At 68.9% G+C, this 16,614-nt stretch carries 11 protein-coding genes, 1 tRNA gene and 4 pseudogenes; 8 read left to right on the top strand and 8 right to left on the bottom strand.

The features are described 5' to 3' along the window. Nucleotides 1–50: 50 nt before the first annotated feature. Both ACKTSN_RS46240 and ACKTSN_RS46245 read right to left on the bottom strand, forming a co-directional pair. Complete coding sequence (locus tag ACKTSN_RS46240; protein ID WP_409474542.1) at nucleotides 51–2,321, bottom strand: heavy metal translocating P-type ATPase; 2,271 nt, start codon at nucleotides 2,319–2,321, stop codon at nucleotides 51–53. Between the two features lie 84 nt (nucleotides 2,322–2,405). After that, a complete protein-coding gene (locus ACKTSN_RS46245; protein ID WP_409474543.1) occupies nucleotides 2,406–2,684 on the bottom strand; it encodes a heavy-metal-associated domain-containing protein in 279 nt (92 codons plus the stop codon). A gap of 188 nt (nucleotides 2,685–2,872) precedes the next feature. On the opposite strand from ACKTSN_RS46245, the gene ACKTSN_RS46250 reads away from it, so the two are divergent. Beyond that, the gene (locus ACKTSN_RS46250; protein ID WP_409474544.1) at nucleotides 2,873–3,835 is read left to right on the top strand and encodes a hypothetical protein; all 963 of its coding nucleotides are present in this window, start codon (nucleotides 2,873–2,875) and stop codon (nucleotides 3,833–3,835) included. Nucleotides 3,836–4,057: 222 nt separating this feature from the next. Here the strand turns inward: ACKTSN_RS46250 and ACKTSN_RS46255 are convergent, their stop codons facing one another. Further along, entirely contained in the window at nucleotides 4,058–4,693 is a 636-nt protein-coding gene (locus ACKTSN_RS46255) for a DUF2218 domain-containing protein (protein ID WP_409474545.1), read from the bottom strand. 25 nt (nucleotides 4,694–4,718) lie between these two features. Continuing rightward, a complete protein-coding gene (locus ACKTSN_RS46260; protein ID WP_409475100.1) occupies nucleotides 4,719–5,165 on the bottom strand; it encodes a class I SAM-dependent methyltransferase in 447 nt (148 codons plus the stop codon). On the opposite strand from ACKTSN_RS46260, the gene ACKTSN_RS46265 reads away from it, so the two are divergent. Next, complete coding sequence (locus ACKTSN_RS46265) at nucleotides 5,056–5,628, top strand: TetR/AcrR family transcriptional regulator (RefSeq protein ID WP_409475101.1); 573 nt, start codon at nucleotides 5,056–5,058, stop codon at nucleotides 5,626–5,628. The two genes, ACKTSN_RS46260 and ACKTSN_RS46265, sit on opposite strands and share 110 nt — an antisense overlap. A gap of 397 nt (nucleotides 5,629–6,025) precedes the next feature. Here ACKTSN_RS46265 and ACKTSN_RS46270 read toward each other — a convergent pair whose 3' ends face one another. Continuing rightward, the gene (locus ACKTSN_RS46270; protein WP_409474546.1) at nucleotides 6,026–7,291 is read right to left on the bottom strand and encodes a DUF418 domain-containing protein; all 1,266 of its coding nucleotides are present in this window, start codon (nucleotides 7,289–7,291) and stop codon (nucleotides 6,026–6,028) included. A 332-nt stretch (nucleotides 7,292–7,623) separates the two neighbouring features. Between ACKTSN_RS46270 and ACKTSN_RS46275 the strand changes: the two genes are divergently transcribed. Continuing rightward, nucleotides 7,624–9,060, top strand: a complete 1,437-nt coding sequence (locus tag ACKTSN_RS46275; RefSeq protein ID WP_409474547.1) for a Gfo/Idh/MocA family protein — start codon at nucleotides 7,624–7,626, stop codon at nucleotides 9,058–9,060. 421 nt (nucleotides 9,061–9,481) lie between these two features. Here ACKTSN_RS46275 and ACKTSN_RS46280 read toward each other — a convergent pair whose 3' ends face one another. Next, complete coding sequence (locus tag ACKTSN_RS46280) at nucleotides 9,482–10,165, bottom strand: BlaI/MecI/CopY family transcriptional regulator (protein ID WP_409474548.1); 684 nt, start codon at nucleotides 10,163–10,165, stop codon at nucleotides 9,482–9,484. A 310-nt stretch (nucleotides 10,166–10,475) separates the two neighbouring features. On the opposite strand from ACKTSN_RS46280, the gene ACKTSN_RS46285 reads away from it, so the two are divergent. The 5 genes and pseudogenes from ACKTSN_RS46285 to ACKTSN_RS46305 all read left to right on the top strand — a co-directional run. Beyond that, nucleotides 10,476–10,548: transfer RNA gene (locus ACKTSN_RS46285), tRNA-Gly, on the top strand. Nucleotides 10,549–10,694: 146 nt separating this feature from the next. After that, a complete protein-coding gene (locus tag ACKTSN_RS46290; RefSeq protein WP_409467247.1) occupies nucleotides 10,695–11,957 on the top strand; it encodes an IS701 family transposase in 1,263 nt (420 codons plus the stop codon). Between the two features lie 203 nt (nucleotides 11,958–12,160). After that, a pseudogene (locus ACKTSN_RS46295) lies at nucleotides 12,161–12,697 on the top strand (IS630 family transposase); the annotation flags it as partial. Between the two features lie 574 nt (nucleotides 12,698–13,271). Then, the gene (ltrA, locus tag ACKTSN_RS46300; protein ID WP_409468519.1) at nucleotides 13,272–14,522 is read left to right on the top strand and encodes a group II intron reverse transcriptase/maturase; all 1,251 of its coding nucleotides are present in this window, start codon (nucleotides 13,272–13,274) and stop codon (nucleotides 14,520–14,522) included. Nucleotides 14,523–14,617: 95 nt separating this feature from the next. Beyond that, a pseudogene (locus ACKTSN_RS46305) lies at nucleotides 14,618–14,731 on the top strand (IS630 family transposase); the annotation flags it as partial. 35 nt (nucleotides 14,732–14,766) lie between these two features. Here the strand turns inward: ACKTSN_RS46305 and ACKTSN_RS46310 are convergent. After that, a pseudogene (locus ACKTSN_RS46310) lies at nucleotides 14,767–15,926 on the bottom strand (IS30 family transposase). A gap of 52 nt (nucleotides 15,927–15,978) precedes the next feature. Further along, nucleotides 15,979–16,524, bottom strand: a pseudogene (locus ACKTSN_RS46315) (transposase); the annotation flags it as partial. Between the last annotated feature and the right edge of the window lie 90 nt (nucleotides 16,525–16,614).

The following is a 16,614-nucleotide window of genomic DNA, read 5'->3' on the forward strand; positions in this document are numbered from 1 at the left end:
GGGCGGGCCACCAGGACTCGCCCCTCGTCTCTCCCCGCGAAGGCAGGGTTTCAACTCGTGGCTTTGAAGCTGCGCAGCCGCAGGCTGTTGCCGACGACGAAGACCGAGGAGAACGCCATCGCTGCTCCGGCGATCATCGGGTTGAGCAGTCCGGCTGCGGCCAGCGGCAGTGCGGCGACGTTGTAGGCGAAGGCCCAGAACAGGTTGGACTTGATGGTGCCCAGCGTTCTGCGGGCCAGGCGGATGGCGTCGGCGGCGGCGCGCAGGTCGCCGCGGACCAGGGTGAGGTCGCCGGCCTCGATGGCCGCGTCGGTGCCGGTGCCCATGGCCAGCCCGAGATCGGCTTGGGCGAGCGCTGCGGCGTCGTTGACACCGTCGCCGACCATGGCCACCGAACGGCCGTCGTCCTGCAGTCGCTTGACGACGTCGACCTTGCCCTGCGGCATGACCTCGGCGATGACCTCGTCAATGCCGACCTCCGCGGCCACGGCCTGGGCCACGGCCTTGTTGTCCCCGGTGAGGAGGATCGGCGTCAGTCCCAGGGCGCGTAGCCGCGTGATGGCTTCGGCGCTGGTGTCCTTGACCGCGTCGGCGATTTCGAGGACCGCCCTGGCCTCGCCGTCCCAGGCGACCGCGATTGCGGTGCGGCCCGCGGCCTCGGCGTCAGCCTTGGCACGTGCCAGATCGGCCGGAAGGGCCATGGCCCATTCCTCAAGGAGCTTTTCGCGGCCCACGAGGACGGCGTGTCCTTCGACGATGCCCTGCACCCCGAGGCCGGGGATGTTGGCGAAGTCCTCCGGGGCGGGCAGGACGCCGACGCGGTCGGCGGCTCCCGTGGCCACCGCGTGGGCGATGGGGTGCTCGGAGGCGTGCTCCAGGGCGCCCGCCAGACGCAGCACCTCGCTCTCGTCGGCGCCCGCCGTGGTGTGCACCTTCAGTAGGGTCATCCGCCCGGTGGTGACGGTGCCGGTCTTGTCCAGGACGATGGTGTCGACCTTGCGGGTGCTCTCCAGCACCTCGGGGCCCTTGATGAGGATGCCGAGCTGGGCGCCGCGCCCCGTGCCGACCATCAGGGCGGTAGGGGTGGCCAGGCCCAGGGCGCACGGGCAGGCGATGATCAGGACGGCGACGGCGGCGGTGAACGCGGCCGTCAGCCCTGCGCCGTTGCCCAGCCAGAAGCCCAGGGTTCCCAGAGCCAGGGCTATGACGACCGGCACGAAGACCCCGGAGATACGGTCCGCGAGCCGCTGGGCCGCTGCCTTGCCGTTCTGCGCATCCTCGACCAGCTTCGCCATGCGGGCGAGCTGGGTGTCGGCGCCCACCCGGGTGGCCTCCACGACCAAGCGGCCGCCGGCGTTCACGGTCGCCCCGGTGACGGCGTCGCCGGCAGCGACCTCGACGGGAACGGACTCGCCGGTGAGCATCGACGCATCGACGGCTGAGCTGCCCTCGACGACCGTGCCGTCGGTGGCGATCTTTTCGCCCGGCCGAACCAGGAAACGGTCACCGACCTTCAGCTCGCCCACCGGTATCTGCTCCTCACGCCCGCCCCGCAGGACGGTGACGTCCTTCGCGCCCAGCTCCAGCAGCGCCCGCAGGGCGGCGCCGGCCTTGCGCTTGGACCTGGCCTCGAAATAACGGCCGGCCAGGATGAAGGCCGTGACACCGGCGGCGGCCTCGAGGTAGATGTTGCCCGCGCCGTCCGAGCGGGCGATAGTCAGCTCGAAGGGGTGTGTCATGCCGGGCGTTCCGGCGGTGCCGAAGAACAGCGCCCACAGCGACCACAGGAACGCCGCCGACGTGCCGAGCGAGATCAGGGTGTCCATGGTGGCCGCACCGTGCCGGGCGTTGGTGAACGCAGCCCGGTGGAAGGGCCAGGCGGCGTAGGTGACGACCGGGGCAGCCAGAGTGAGGGACAGCCACTGCCAGTACTCGAACTGCCAGGCCGGTACCATCGCCATCGCGATCACCGGCACGGCGAGCACTACGGCCGTAACCAACCGCTGCCGCAGCGGCCGCAGTTCACCAGCCTCCGTCTCCTGGCTCGGCCCGCCCGCCAGGCCGGGATCAATCCAGCCGCGCGCGGGGTCCGGCTCGGGCTCGCGGGCGGTGTAGCCGGTGGCCTCTACCGTGGCGATCAGGTCCGCGACGTCGATGTCCTGACGGAAGGTGACCTTCGCCTTCTCGGTGGCGTAGTTGACGGTGGCGCTGACTCCCTCCATCCGGTTCAGTTTCTTCTCGATCCGGGCGGCGCACGAGGCGCAGGTCATGCCGCCAATGGCGAGTTCGACTTCGGCTGTGTCGGGGACCGTGGTAGCCATCACTGCTCCTCGGGCTGGTTGCGTAAATGAGGAAGAGAGAACAGGGGCCGGGCCCGCCTGCGGGCCCGGCGGGTGCGCCGGGCCTCAGGCCGTGCGGCCGGTGAGCTCGTAGCCGGCGTCGTCGACGACCCTCGCCAGCAGCGCGTCGTCGGGCTCGTCCGCGGTGGTGACGGCGATTTGGCCGGCATCGAGGTCCACGCTCACCGCCAGCACGCCGTCCAGGGCGCCGATCTCCTTGGTGAGCGTGGCCTTGCAGTGCCCGCAGGTCATCCCGGAGACGTTGTAGCTGATGGTGATGCCCTCGGTGGCCGGAGCTGTGGCGGCGCTGGTGGAGCAGCTGCCGTCGGGGGTGCAGCAGGACATGAGTTCCTCCCAGACGAAGCGAGCACGGGTGTACCCCAGGGGGGTACCGCTGGTGTGCCACAGGTATACCCCTACCGGGTATGTTTGGCAAACATCCGCCGACCTCTTGCATATACCCCTAGGGGGTATATAGTCGGCAGGTGTTCAGCCAGAAGACAGCGGCGACACCGGACGAGAGAGGCCCCGTCATGAACACCGGCGCAAAGATCACTGCTTTCACCGCCGCGGTCGCGGCGACCTTCACTGCTGCCTACGGTGTCGGCACCGCGATCGGCCCCGTCACCTCTGATCCGGAGCCGGCAGCCCACGCCGAGCACAACAGGCCGGCAGCCCCCCACCGCAGCGCCGGCGGCCATGACAGCCACGCGGACACAGCGCCCGCAGGCCTGCAGATCTCCCAAGCGGGCTACACCCTCGACCTGAAAACCCCCCGCGTCACCGCGGGAGAGGAAAACCAGCTTCGCTTCGCCATCCGCGACCAGGACGGACGGCAGGTCACCTCCTACCGACGCGAACACGGCAAGGAGCTGCATCTCATCCTCGCCTCACGTGACCTCGTCACCTACCGGCACCTGCACCCCACCCGGGCCGCCGACGGCACCTGGAGCACCCCCGTCAGCCTGCCCGCCGCCGGCTCCTACCGGGTCTTCGCCGACTTCACCCCGGCCACCCAAGGCGCCACCAACCTCACCCTGGGCGCGGACCTTGCGGCCTCCGGCACCTACATGGCAGCCGACCTGCCCGAACCCACCGCCACCACCACCGTCGACGGCTACACCGTCGCCCTGAGCGGCAACCTGCGCCCCGGCAAGGCCACCGAAGTGAACCTCACCATCAGCCGGGACGGCCGCGCGGTCACCGATCTGGAGCCCTACCTGGGCGCCTACGGCCACCTCGTCGCCCTGCGCTCCGGCGACCTCGCCTACCTGCACGTCCACCCCAACGGCGAACCCGGCGACAGCGCCACCAAGCCCGGCCCCGACGTCTCGTTCACCGCCACCGCACCCAGTGCTGGCACCTACCGCCTCTTCCTCGACTTCAAGCACAACGGCACGGTCCGCACCGCGGCCTTCACCGTCCAGACCGGCAACGCCGACGGCAGCGCACCGCAACCGGCAGACGGCGAGAAGCACGGCAACCACAAGCGCTGACCCGTCGCCGACGCTGTCGACGGGTCTGGCGCGACACCGGCCAAGGCTGCATACCCCGCCGGAGCGGGGCGCACCGGTGCGGCCCGGCAGCCGCCAAGCCACACTTCGAAATAACCGGCCGGGGGTATGCCGAGCGGTTCGGTTGCCGGCGGTACGCTGCTCGATCCCCCAAGCCGGGAGCCAGCGGCAGGACGGCGATGGAATCCCGGCCAGTACGTCGATTCAGCGGCTCTTCCAGGCTCGGCCGCGATGGACGGCAAACCCACCCAGGACAACGACCTTGACGACGACGACCACCAGCACGCCGCCGACGGCCCAGCCCGTCCACCGCCAGTTCGACAGAACAGCACCGCCAAGCCCCAAGTGCACGGCGAGGATGAGTACGGCGGCCACCCCGAGCCCTGTCGCCTTGAGGTGCCTTTTGCGCGGCGCCGCTCCCTCCCCTGGTGCCTCGGCCGGTGCGACGGCTTCGTCCGACGCGGCGGGAGACTCCGGTCGCTGCCAGTGCACCTGCAGCCCGTCACGTCGGCCGAACCTCTCGACGTGCCCGGCGACGAGGTCCTGAAGCAGCCTCAGTTCCTTCTCCTCGGCGGCTTCCACGCGCAGGATCAGCGCACCCGCTGCGGCCCGCAGGTTGATCCCGCCCCAGGGAAGGCTGACTTCCCCCTCCGCGTCGGACCAGGTCACGTCGGCATGCTCCGCCACAGCCCGCATCTCGCGGAGCAGCTGAGCGTCACCGCCCTGGTTTGCGTGTATCCGCCGGCCGAGGTGGCGGCCCTTGTTGGAGAAGTGCTTGCAGAGCTGGACCAGATAGCGGCTGGGGCGCTCGGTCTCGACGCGGGCTTCGGCGATGGGCATGACGTTTCTTCAGGGTCCGGTGGGGTCAGCGGGTGAGGGCCACCAGCCACGCCCGGATGCCGTCCGGGTCCGTGGTGATGTCGATCGTGGACGGCTTGATGGAGTCGATCCGCCATCCGTCGGCGAACGCGACTTCGATCTCGGCCCGTGTCAGCCTGTGCGGTCCCCACTCGCCCGGCTGCCGGTCGCTGAATCCGAGCATGAAGTAACGGCCGCCGGGCGGTACAGCGGAGCGCAGGGCGTCGACGTAGACGGCGCGGTCGGCGCCGTCGAGAAGGTGGAAGAGTCCGCAGTCGAGCACGGTGTCGAAGGACTCGCCGAGGTCGGCCAGCCGCCGGGCGTCGTGGCGGAGGAAGCGCACCGTGCAGCCTTTGACGCGCGCCTTCTCCGCTGCCGTGTGCAGGGCGTTTTCGGCGAGGTCGACCCCGGTCGCGTCAAGGTCGATCCTGCTCGCCTGGCACGAGCGCCAGATCTCCCGGCACCTGGACCATCTCGCCGAGGTCCGGGACCGGACTGAGGGCGCCGGTGAGCGACTCGAGGCCGTGCTGCGCGCGTTCGCCTTTGTCTCCCACGAGTCCCGGAGGCACCACGACAGCGACCTCTCGGCCTTCCTGCACCGGGACCAGCAGGTCACCGAGGCTCAGCAGCGACTCCACGGCATGGTCAAGGACCTGTTGGCGGAGGGTGCGCGAATCGGTGAGGTCCGGGACGACATCGCCCCGGGCGAACTTGCCAGCTACTGCCTGCACGCCCTGACCGCGGCCGGCGACCTGCCGTCCAAGGCCGCGGTCCGCCGGCTCGTCGCGGTCACCCTGGCAGGAGTGCGCCCCGCCGCCGGCGTCTCGGAACGGTTCCCAGGCACTGGCGACTCAGCGCACCCGCCGCACCATCACGGGCGCCACTCGGCGCACGGACATCGCCCGGCCGGTTCGTGATCAAGGTGTGCCGCCGCCGGTGCTCTCAGCCGAAGAAGCCGGCGAAGGGCAGGGACCAGTCGAGGTTGTTTTCGTGGCGGGGCGGGTGGTGTCGCAGTCCAGGTCGATGCCGAGACACATCCCGCCTGGGGCGCCGATCTCTACCACGGTGAAGGCCCCGCCACGGGCCCGGTCTGCGGAGATCTGATGCTGGGTGAACTCCCGGACCGCTCCGGGCCGCACTGTGCCGGGCAGACCGAGGCGAACAGGGCCTCTCGCAGGCCGGCCGGGCGCACCGCCCCCGCCGGTCCACCCTCTCCGTGAGGACATCGCCCGGAACTTGCGGATCGCGACCAGGAGCGCCCCCTGACCTGGCCGGGCACGCCGTGTCCGTCCAGGGCGTGAAGCCGAGGGTTGCTCAAGTGCGGGGCCGGATCCGGTAGATCAGACGGCGTAGCAGGGACTCCATGGGGCCGCGGCGGCCGTGGCGTTCCAGCGCGTCCGCCCAGAAGACGGTGACCAGCCATACGGCGGTGCCGGTCAGGGCCATGGTGGCGCTGGTGAGATGGGTGCCGAGGCCGAGGCCCCAGGCGGCGAGCAGTGGGGCGAAGAGCAGGGAGTGGGCCAGATAGCACGACAGGGAGCGCTTGCCGACTGCGGACACGGCCCGTACGGCGCGCTCGCCGTGTCGCGTACTGCGTCCGGCCCACCAGTGGGTGAACAGGGCGAGGGCGGCGACGTAGCCCAGGCCGGCCGCGTTGCCGGTGACGTCGCGGAGCACCGTCAGCGCACCCGATTCGCTCTGCATCGCGTCGGGCACGTCGAGCATGCCGACATGCGCCAGGGCGGCGGGGAGGGCGCCGAGCCAGCCGACGGCGATGCCGACGAGTGCGGTGCCGCGCAGCAGCGGAAGGTGATCGGCGGGTTCTTCGAGGATGCGTTGCCGTGCGGCTCGGAACCTCAGCAGGAAGAGTAGGAAGCCGCCGCCGACAAGGGACAACGGGGCCGCTGCGAACGTGACGAAGAGGCCGGTGGACAGGCGGGTGCCGGCGGCGGTGAGCCAGTTGTCCTCGCCCGCCGCGTAGGCGAGGTTGCCGGGTTCGGCGCCCGGGTCGCCGAGGCTGGTCACATCGCCGCGCAGCAGTGCGGAGACGACGGGCTCGGCGGCCGTGTACACCAGCAGGGCGGCGCCGATGAGGATCCACCAGTTCAGCGTGCGGTCGGTGCGGCCCAGGAAGAGCGCGCCGAGGGCGAGGCTGAGCACCCCGTAATAGCAGATGATGTCGCCGGCCATCAGCAGCGTGGTGTGTGCCAGGCCGATGACGATCAGCCACAGGCTGCGGCGGCGCAGCAGGGCGACGGCGCTGCGCGGGGCGGTGCCGGCGGCGGTCTGGCGCTGGTAGAGCTGCATCATGCCGTAGCCGAACAGGAAGGCGAACAGCGGATAGACCCGCAGATCCAAGCCGATGATCATGGAGAACTGCACGACGTGGTCGATCCACGAGCCGTCCACCGGCTGCCATCCGGATGCGCCGCGATCGGCCGTCCACAGATGAAAGGTGGTGTTGGACAGGACGATGAGCAGCAGCATCAACCCGCGCGCGAAGTCGGGCGCCAACGCCCGTTCAGCGGGACGCACCGCCCCGCGGCGCAGCGTTGTCGGCTTGGTGATGTCGGCCTTCATGACCATCAAGCCAGGAGGCGGCTGACTGCGGGTCATCAGACGCCGGGCTACGAGTGCCCAGCCGAAGGATGAGAGTGCGGCGGGGGCAGTACGACGAAAGTTGGGCGGGTTTTGAAGCGGTCCGGGCAGCGAGCCCTGCGCCGCTAGGGGAGTTGACAGGGTAGTTGGCGCCCGCAGTATCCCTGCATGGCGTGGCCCGCTGGGTGGGGCTGGATGCTCATTTCTGCTCGGAACGCCGTGTCTTTGAGCAGCTATTGACGCATCGTCCTCCGGCCGACACAGTCGTGCGGCAACAAGAGCAGCCAGCCACACACAAGGGAGCGTTCAGCGCCATGCATGAAATCCCTGCTGTCTCACGCCGTACTGTCATGGGCGGGGCTCTGGCCTCCGGTGCCGTCGTCGCAGGTCTTGGCACCACGGCCTTTGCCGCGCCGGCCGCCGCCCCGATCGCCGATACCGCTCCGGCCCGCCGCCGCGGCCAGAAATCAATGATCAACGTGCCCTTCGACGAGTACCGGACGGTCCGTGTCGCCCTGATCGGCCTCGGCAACCGAGGCCATGGCATGGCCTCGGGATGGGGCGCGGTTCCGGGCTGCATCGTGACGGCCGTGTGCGACGTCCGCGCCGACCGCGCCCGACGAACCGCCGACAAACTGGTCGCCGAGGGCCGGCCCCGCCCGGCCGAGTACGGCGGCTCCGCCGACGCCTACGAACGCATGCTGCGCCGCGAGGACATCGACCTCGTCTACGTGGCCACCCCCTGGGAGTTCCACTACGAGCAGGGCCGCGCCTGCCTGCTGTCCGGCAGGCACGCCATCGTCGAACTGCCCGTCGCCACCGAACTGCACGAGCTGTGGGACCTCGTCGACACCAGCGAGCGGATGCGCAGACACCTGTTCCTGTCCGAGAACTGCAGTTACGGACGCAACGAGCTGGCGATGCTCAAGATGGCCCACGACGGCCTCTTCGGCGACGTCACCAACGGCCACGGCGGCTACCTGCACGACCTGCGCGAGCTGCTGTTCTCCGACACGTATTACACCGACGCCTGGCGGCGGTTGTGGCACACCCGCAGTACCGCGTCGTTGTACCCGATGCACGGGCTCGCCCCGATCGCAGCAGCCATGGACATCAACCGCGGCGACCGCATGACGACGCTGCGGGCCACCGCCACCGAGCCCAGAGGTCTGGCCGACTACCGCGAGCGGTTCATCCCGCGATCCCACCCCAGCTGGAAGGAGACCTACATCAACGGTGATCTGATCACCTGCCTGATCGACACCGCCCAGGGCCGCGTGATCCGCGCCGAGCACGAGGTCAGCTTCCCCCGCCCCTACAGCCGTATCAACTCACTCGCCGGCAGCCGCGGCATCTTCGAGGACTACGCGGGTGTGACCTCCGCGAGCGGAGGCCGCGTGTACCTCGAGCCCGATCACAGCGGCCACACCTGGCAGCCGTTCGACACCTACCTCAAGGAGTTCGACCACTGGCTCTGGCAGAAGATCGGTGACGACGCGGCCAACAACGGCGGACACGGCGGAATGGACTACGTCCTGCAGTGGCGCACCGTCCAGCAGATGCGCGCCGGGCTCGTCCCCGACATGGACGTCTACGACGCCGCCGTCTGGTGCTCGCCGATCCCGCTCAGCGTCAAGTCCCTTGCGGCGGAGGGCCGTCCGGTCGCCGTTCCCGACTTCACCCGCGGCTCCTGGGTCAACCGCCGCACGGGCCTCGACTCACGCCCCAGCGAGATGCCGCCAGTCACCTGACTCCTGGGCCCGGACCGGCAGCAGGGGCTGCGGGCGGCCATGAAAGTCGCGGGGCAGTCGCGGCGCTCGCGAGCCGGACACCGATCGACTGCCCCGTGCCTCATCTTCCGAGATGGAGCGGAACCCCCGGATCCCACACAGCCGCTCGTTCCCGCCCCACAAGGCCGCCGGAAGCCCGCCTCCGAGCGCGACACCGAGCAGCGATGCCATACCTGCGTCTCCACGGCGGTCACCCAACCAAACGACGCTGGTCGCCGGCTGCAGGCCATCGTCCGTGGACTATGCGGCCGTGCGGAATCCCGGCCCAGCGTCCGTCGCAGGGGGCTGCCTCGTGGATGTCCGACGGCCTCCAGCGGTACTCCGCACACCGTGTACGGCTGTGGCGCACCAACGCTGGGGTGTGCCGCACAGCCCGCACCTCTCATGCACCGTGATCGGGCTGCGCCTCGGTCTGGTCCGGGGACTGCTTGCTGGAGGGGGCCTTGGACGTCTGGTCGGGTGTGTCGGGGGCGGTGTAGAAGACGGAGGTGCCCTGCTTGTTGCGCTGGGCGTGGCCCTTGGCGACCAGGTTTTCCAAGGTGGTGCGCACGACGGTGGCTTTGATGGGCCGTTCGGGGTGGGTCTGGCCGAGTGCGGTGGCGATCTCCGCGGCGGAGCGCGGTTCGCTCTGCTCGCCGAGGTGGTCGCGCACCAGGTCGATCAGCGTCGGCTGTGCCTGCTTCGCGGCTGCGGCCGGGGCCTTGCCTGTCGTGCCCGCGGCAGGCTTGCCGGTCTTCGCACGGCCGGAGGTGGTGGTGGCCTTCTTTCCCCGCGTCGTGCTGCCGGCGCCGGAGGCGGCCTTTTTCCGGGGGGCGGGCACCGCAGCCGCGGGCGTGGGAGCAGGCCGGGCGGGCTGGGGGGTCTGGGCGGGGGAGGGGGTGGTGCCGAGTGCCTGCTGCATGCTGACCAGCACGGTGTGGTCGCGCTGCAATGTGGTCAACTGATCCTGCAGGACGGCGATTTCCGTACCGATACGTTCCTGCTCGTTGAGGTTGCGTTCCAGGTCGCTGTTCACCTGGGCGGTGTACTGCGCTGCCAGGTCACTGGCGGTGGTGTTCTCGGACATGATGCTGACCTTTCTGCCGGTTGACCGGCCGACGAGTTGGCACGGGGCCCGCTGACGCATGGCAAGAGGGCGCCCCACGCCCTACGCGCGCAGGTCCGTCGGTGTGCGGTAAGCCGCACCTGCTGCCCGGCGTCTTGGACAGCGATAGTACGGATGATTGGAGCCTATTGTTCCCCCTGGAGTGGTGCCATGTGCTCCAGGTGACCCTCCTGCCGGGCGCGTGACGGGGCCGGCGGCGCGCCAATGGGCGTGTCGGATGCGCTATGCTTGATCTTAAGCGAGCCGCCGCAACTCTCGGGCGTCTCAATGTGCGTTGGTGGTCCAAGGAAAGACGCCCCGCTTCCTGCGGGGAGATGCAGGTGCAAGGCCTGCCCGGCGCTCCAGACACGACACCCTCCCACCCCAGGCATCAGCTGGGGTGGGAGGGTGTCGTGCGTGCTGGCCGCCGTTCAACTGCCTGTGGGCTAGTAGGGCTTTGTTAGGTACCCCGATTGATCATCGTCAGGTAGATTGTGATGTTCTGTCAGGTGTGACACCTGAGGAGATGGAGACGGTCCGCCCGCGCCTGGAGGCGTTCGCGGCGGAGATGCTCGGTTCGCTGGCGCGTCGGGACCAGCGGGCCAAGGGCGAGCTGTATCTGCGCGGGCTGATGCTGGACGGCAAGCGCAAGTCCATGCAGCCGATGGCCGAGCGCCTGGGCGTGGACCACCAGCAGCTGCAGCAGTTCGTCTCATCGTCCACCTGGGACTACTCCAAGGTCCGTGAGCGGCTGGCCCGTTGGGCTGCCGCGCACATTTCTCCCGAGGCGTACGCGATCGATGATGTCGGCTTCCCCAAGGACGGCTACGACTCACCGGGGGTGGCGCGGATGTACTGCGGCGCCCTGGGTAAGCGCGGCAACTGCCAGGTCGGCGTCAGTGTGAACCTGGTCAGTGACCGTGCGTCATCGGCTGTCGACTGGCGCCTGTTCCTGCCCGAGAGCTGGGACGACACCAAGTACGGCGAGGACGCGCTGATGGCCGAGGCGATCCGGCGCCGCCGCGCCAAGGCGGGAATCCCGGACACCGAGCGGCACCGGGAGAAGTGGCGCCTGGCGCTGGACATGCTCGACGAGGTGCGCGACAACTGGGAGTTGCCCGACCTTCCGGTCGCCGCCGACGCCGGATACGGCGACGCCACCGGCTTTCGCGAGGGCCTGACCGAGCGCGGCCTGACCTACGCGGTCGCGGTCAAAGCCACCACGACCGCGCACCCCGGCAATGCCACACCCCAACGCCCGCCGTACTCCGGGCAGGGCCGCCCTCCCGTGTCCGCCTACCCCCAACCGCACACCACCCTGCGCGCCCTGGCCCTGGCCGTCGGCCGAGCGGCCACCCGCACCGTCACCTGGCGCCAGGGCAGCAAGGCCACCAGACGCAACCCGAACGCCGAGATGCGCTCGCAGTTCCTGGCCCTGCGGGTCCGACCGGCCAACCGCACCATCCGCCGCGCCGCCGACGGCTCCCTGCCCGACTGCTGGCTGCTCGTCGAGTGGCCACCCGACTCCGCCGAGCCAACCGACTACTGGCTCTCGACGCTTCCCGCCGACACCCCACTGCGCGAACTGGTACGAATCGCCAAGATCCGATGGCGAGTTGAGCACGACTACCGCGAGCTCAAGGACGGTCTGGGCCTGGACCACTTCGAGGGCCGCAACTACCTCGGCTGGCACCGCCACGTCACCCTCGCGTCCCTCGCCCAGGCCTTCTGCACCATGCTCAGGCTCGACCCAAAAGCCCCTGCGCCGGCCTGACCCTCTACGCGGTCCTCCGCGAACTCCAGGCCCTCCTGGCCACCTGGACCGGCGCCTGCTCGATATGCGGCCAACCCGCACCAGCACCCGAACCCCACCACAGGACCTAACAAAGCCCTACTAGTGTCCTGCGCCAGTAGTTGATTGTTAGTTGTTGCGTGACTTCTGCTGCTGGTGCGTCAGTTCCTCGTCGGGACCCGAAGCTGGAACCGTTGCTGCTGTCTGATGACGAGCGTGCGGTGTTGGAGCGGTGGAGCCGACGGGCGAACTCCGCCCAGGCGCTGGCGTTACGGGCGCGGATCGTGTTGGCCTGTGCGGACCCTGACACCCCGCCTATCGTCGAGGTGGCCCGGGAGCTGCGGATTTCCGCGGACACGGTCCGCAAGTGGCGGCGGCGGTTTCTCGCTGAGCGGCTGGACGGCCTGGCCGACGAGCCCAGGCCAGGCCGGCCGCCCACCATCGGGGTCGATCAGGTGGAGGCGGTCGTGGTCGCCACTGTGGAGGAAATCCCGAAGAACGCCACGCACTGGTCGCGGAAGTCGATGGCCGAACACAGCGGCCTGTCCAAGTCCACCGTCGGCCGGATCTGGCGGAAGTTCCAGCTCAAGCCGCACCTGACAGACACCTTTAAGCTGTCCACGGACCCGTTGTTCGTGGAGAAGGTCTACGACGTCGTCGGGCTGTACTTCAACCCGCCCGAGGGCGCGGTGGTCCTCTCGGTGGACGAGAAGTCCCAAATCGTGTGCCACGAACGCTGAAGGAGGCATTGATGTAGCAGCTTCTGGAAGCGGTGCTGTGCAGGAGATGGAGATAGGTCCTCCGGGGTCGCCCTGCAGGGGGAGGCTCCAAACCACCGCAGGCTGCGTCGGTTAAGTGCCGATCGTGGTGAGCGCTGCGGCAAAAGGCGCGGCAGTGATCGCGTCAGGTGTGGGTCAGGAAGGCGAGCGTGAGCGAACCGCTGACGACGTGTCGTAACTTTCTTCAATGGCGTCGAAACCGGGGCATGATTTGGGCTCCGGGACAAGTCCGGGGGGAGCCTGCCGACTGCCCGGATGGCGTCCGGCATGGAGGCGGCGCGAGCCTGGCCCGGGCTCTTGCACGGAACGTGGGAACCTGTCGCCCCGATACTGCGGTCGGCCCGGTGGGCCGGCGGCGAGAGGGAGTGCTCCAAGCGGACAAGACCGCGAGGGGCCGAGTACCGAAGCGGGGCACGGGGGCGGACCGTCTCGTAGTAGTGGTGAAGCCCGGTAATGCGGGTGGAGCGAAGGGGACGGGTCGTCCGGGTCTGTTTGGCGGTCAACCGGAGTGCCCGGGATGAGCCGGACGAGCGGACCAAAGTCGTTCGGGATCTCGAAACACCTGGTGTTCGAGGCGTACTTGAGGGTCAAGGCCAACAAGGGAGCGGCGGGCGTCGACGGCGAGTCGATCGAGCAGTTCGAGGCTGACCTGCGGGGCAACCTCTACAAGCTGTGGAATCGCATGTCGTCGGGCTGCTACTTCCCGCCGCCGGTGCGGATGGTGGAGATCGACAAGCCGGGAGGACGCGGGGTCAGGATCCTCGGTGTGCCCACGGTTGCGGACAGAATCGCGCAGACGGTGGTGGCCATGGTGCTGGAGCCGCTGGTGGAACCTGTGTTCCACCCGGACTCCTACGGCTACCGGCCCCGCCGCAGTGCGCTGGATGCGGTCGCGGTGTGCCGGGAGCGGTGCTGGAAGACGGACTGGGTGATCGATCTGGACATCCGGGGCTTCTTCGACAACCTCGATCATGATCTCGTCCTCAAGGCGGTCGCGCACCACACCGACCAGCGGTGGGTCCTGCTGTATGTGGAGCGGTGGCTCAAGGCCCCGCTCCAGCGGCCGGACGGCAGCCTGCAAGCCCGGGACCGCGGCAGCCCGCAGGGCTCGGCGGTCTCACCCGTGTTGTCCAACCTGTTCATGCACTACGCGTTCGACGCCTGGATGGCCCGGGAGCACCCTGGCGTCCAGTTCGAGCGCTATTGCGATGACGTGGTGGTCCACTGTCGCAACGAGGTCCAGGCGCATCAGATGCGTGAGGCCATCGCCGGGCGGCTGGCCGACTGCGGGGGGCTGCAACTGCATCCCCAGAAGACCCGCATCGTGTATTGCAGGGACAGGAACAGGCGTGGCTTGGCCGAGCACACCTCGTTCGTGTTCCTGGGGTACGGGTTTCGCGTACGGAAACTCCGGACGAAGCGCGGAGACTTCTTCTTCGGCTTCAACCCGGCCGTCAGCGACGAGGCCGCCAAGCAGATCCGGGTGCAGATCCGCCGCTGGCGGCTGCACTTGCGAAGTGAGACGACCCTGGAGCAGCTCGCCCGGGAGATCAACCCGGTCGTGCGGGGCTGGATCAACTACTTCGGGCGCTTCCATCCGTCCGCGTTGTACCCCAGCCTCAACCGCATCAACGACTACCTGGTGCGGTGGCTCGTCCGCAAGTACAAGCGGTTCAAACGGAAACGAGCCAGAGCGCGTGAAGCCCTGAGCCGTCACGCCAGGCGGTTCCCCGGACTCTTCGCCCACTGGAAGTTCGTCAAGCCGTGACCGCGAACGACTGGACGATGGGAGCCGTGTAAGCCGAGAGGCTTACGCACGGTTCTGAGAGCGGCGGCGGGTGAAACTCCCGCCGCCGACTCACCCAGGCCCTGGACCGGTCTCAGCCGGTGCTGCCGATAATGCCGGGCATGCCCGAGCGGCGCACCCACGACTACGTCCGCAACGGCCTGACCACCTTGTTCGCCGCGTTCGACGTGTGCCCGCACAGGCGGTTTCCAGCAGTGGTTGCGAATCACCTGGTCAATGGGCCTGTCAGGGATTCTCGCATGGCCTCGGCGGGGGTCTTGTCTCCGAGCACGATGCGGGGTCGACGGTTGAGCTGTCGGGCGATCTCACGGAGGTCCCGGGCGGTGTGTCCGGACAGGTCGGTGCCCTTGGGGAAGTACTGCCGCAGCAGGCCGTTCGTGTTCTCGTTCGTGCCGCGCTGCCAGGGCGAGCGCGGGTCGCAGAAGTAGATCCGAAAGCCCGTCAGCGCCTCGATCTCCTCGTGCAGCGTCAGCTCGCGCCCCTGGTCCCAGGTGAGCGTCTTCCTGAGCTGGGGCGGGATGTGGGCGGTCTGCGTGATCAGCGCGTTGCGGACCTGCGGGGCCTTCCATCCGTGCGGCAGGTGGATCAGGTGGACGTAGCGGGTGGTGCGCTCGACCAGGGTGCCGATCGCCGAGTTCTGTCCGCGGCCGATGACGAGGGCGCCCTCCCAATGCCCGGGAGTTTTACGGTCGTTGACCTCCCGAGGGCGCTGATGGATCAGCGTCATGTTCTTGATCTTGTTCAGGGTGGGGACGCCTCGGCGCTGCTTCCTGCGACGGGTGCGGCCGGTGCGGAGCTTGGCGTCGCGGCGGCCGAGGAGGCCGGCGAACAGGGCCCGGTAGATGGTCTCCGGGCAGGCCCGCATCGCCGCGTCGTTCGTGTACTCGCGGGCCAGGTAGCGCGCGATCTGCTGCGGTGACCACTTCTCGGTGAGCTTCTCGCGTACCAGCGTCCGCAGCGGCTCGCTGCCGCGGATCTTCTCCTCCTTCGGGCGGTGGCGCCGCAGCAGGGCCTGGTTGTGCGCCCACCACGGGTGGTAGCTGCCGTCCGGCTTGGCGTTGCGCTTGATCTCCCGGTAGACGGTCTGAAAGCTCTTGCCGATGGCTGCGGCGATCTCCTTGACGGTCTGCTTGGCGTGCAGGCCGTCGGCGATGGCGATGCGGTCGTTCTGGGTGAGGAAGCGCGGCGATACCGGCCGGGGTCGGGGACGATCATGCTTCCAGCTTCGATGAACCAGTTCGAACCACAGCTGGCGGATACCCCAACCACTCGGGCGGCAGCCGCACCCTTGTAGCCCTCCCGCAGCAGCTCGAAGTACCGCTTCTTCACCGCGGTCGGCATCTTGTTGGGGGCGTACTCCGGCATCCGAACGCTCTCCTTCCGAGGCGTTCGCAACCACCGATAGAACTCAAGCCGGGTCCAGGGGCCGGTTCTGCCACTCGGACATCCCGTCCATGACCTTGTCGGTGATGGTCGAGATGGTCTGCCTGGACACGCTCGCGCCACAGACCTCGGCCAGGTGGGCGGAGATGTCTCCGTGCGTCAGACCCCGCGCGGACAGCGACAGGACCATTTCGTCGACGCCGGTCAGCCGGCGCCGGCGCTTCTTGACGATCTGCGGCTCGAAGCTGCCGTCCCGGTCCCGCGGCACCGTGATCTCGACGGGACCGACGTCGGTCAGCACGGTCTTGGAGCGGACACCGTTGCGGGAGTTCCCGCTGCCAGCGCCGGCCGGGTCAGGCTTCTCGTAGCCGAGGTGGTCGGTGATCTCGCCTTCCAGAGCCGACTCCAGCACGCGTTTGGTCAACTGCTGAAGCAGTCCGCCCTCGCCGGTCAACTGCAGTCCGCTCGCGCGGGCCCGGTCGACCAACTGCCCGATCAACTGGTCGTCCAGTAGATCCGCCGACAGCTCGACCGGCCGGACCTCTTCAACCGCCTCGACAGAGGCAGTCACGTCGCTCATCAGGTGCTCTTCCTTGATCAGGAGTTAGAAGCCGTATCTCAACCGAACGCGATCCCTTGATTTCTGCTGGTCAGGCATGGTTTCGCTCGG

The sequence above is a fragment of the Streptomyces flavusporus genome (genome assembly GCF_046267975.1).
Classification (GTDB): Bacteria; Actinomycetota; Actinomycetes; order Streptomycetales; family Streptomycetaceae; genus Streptomyces; species Streptomyces flavusporus.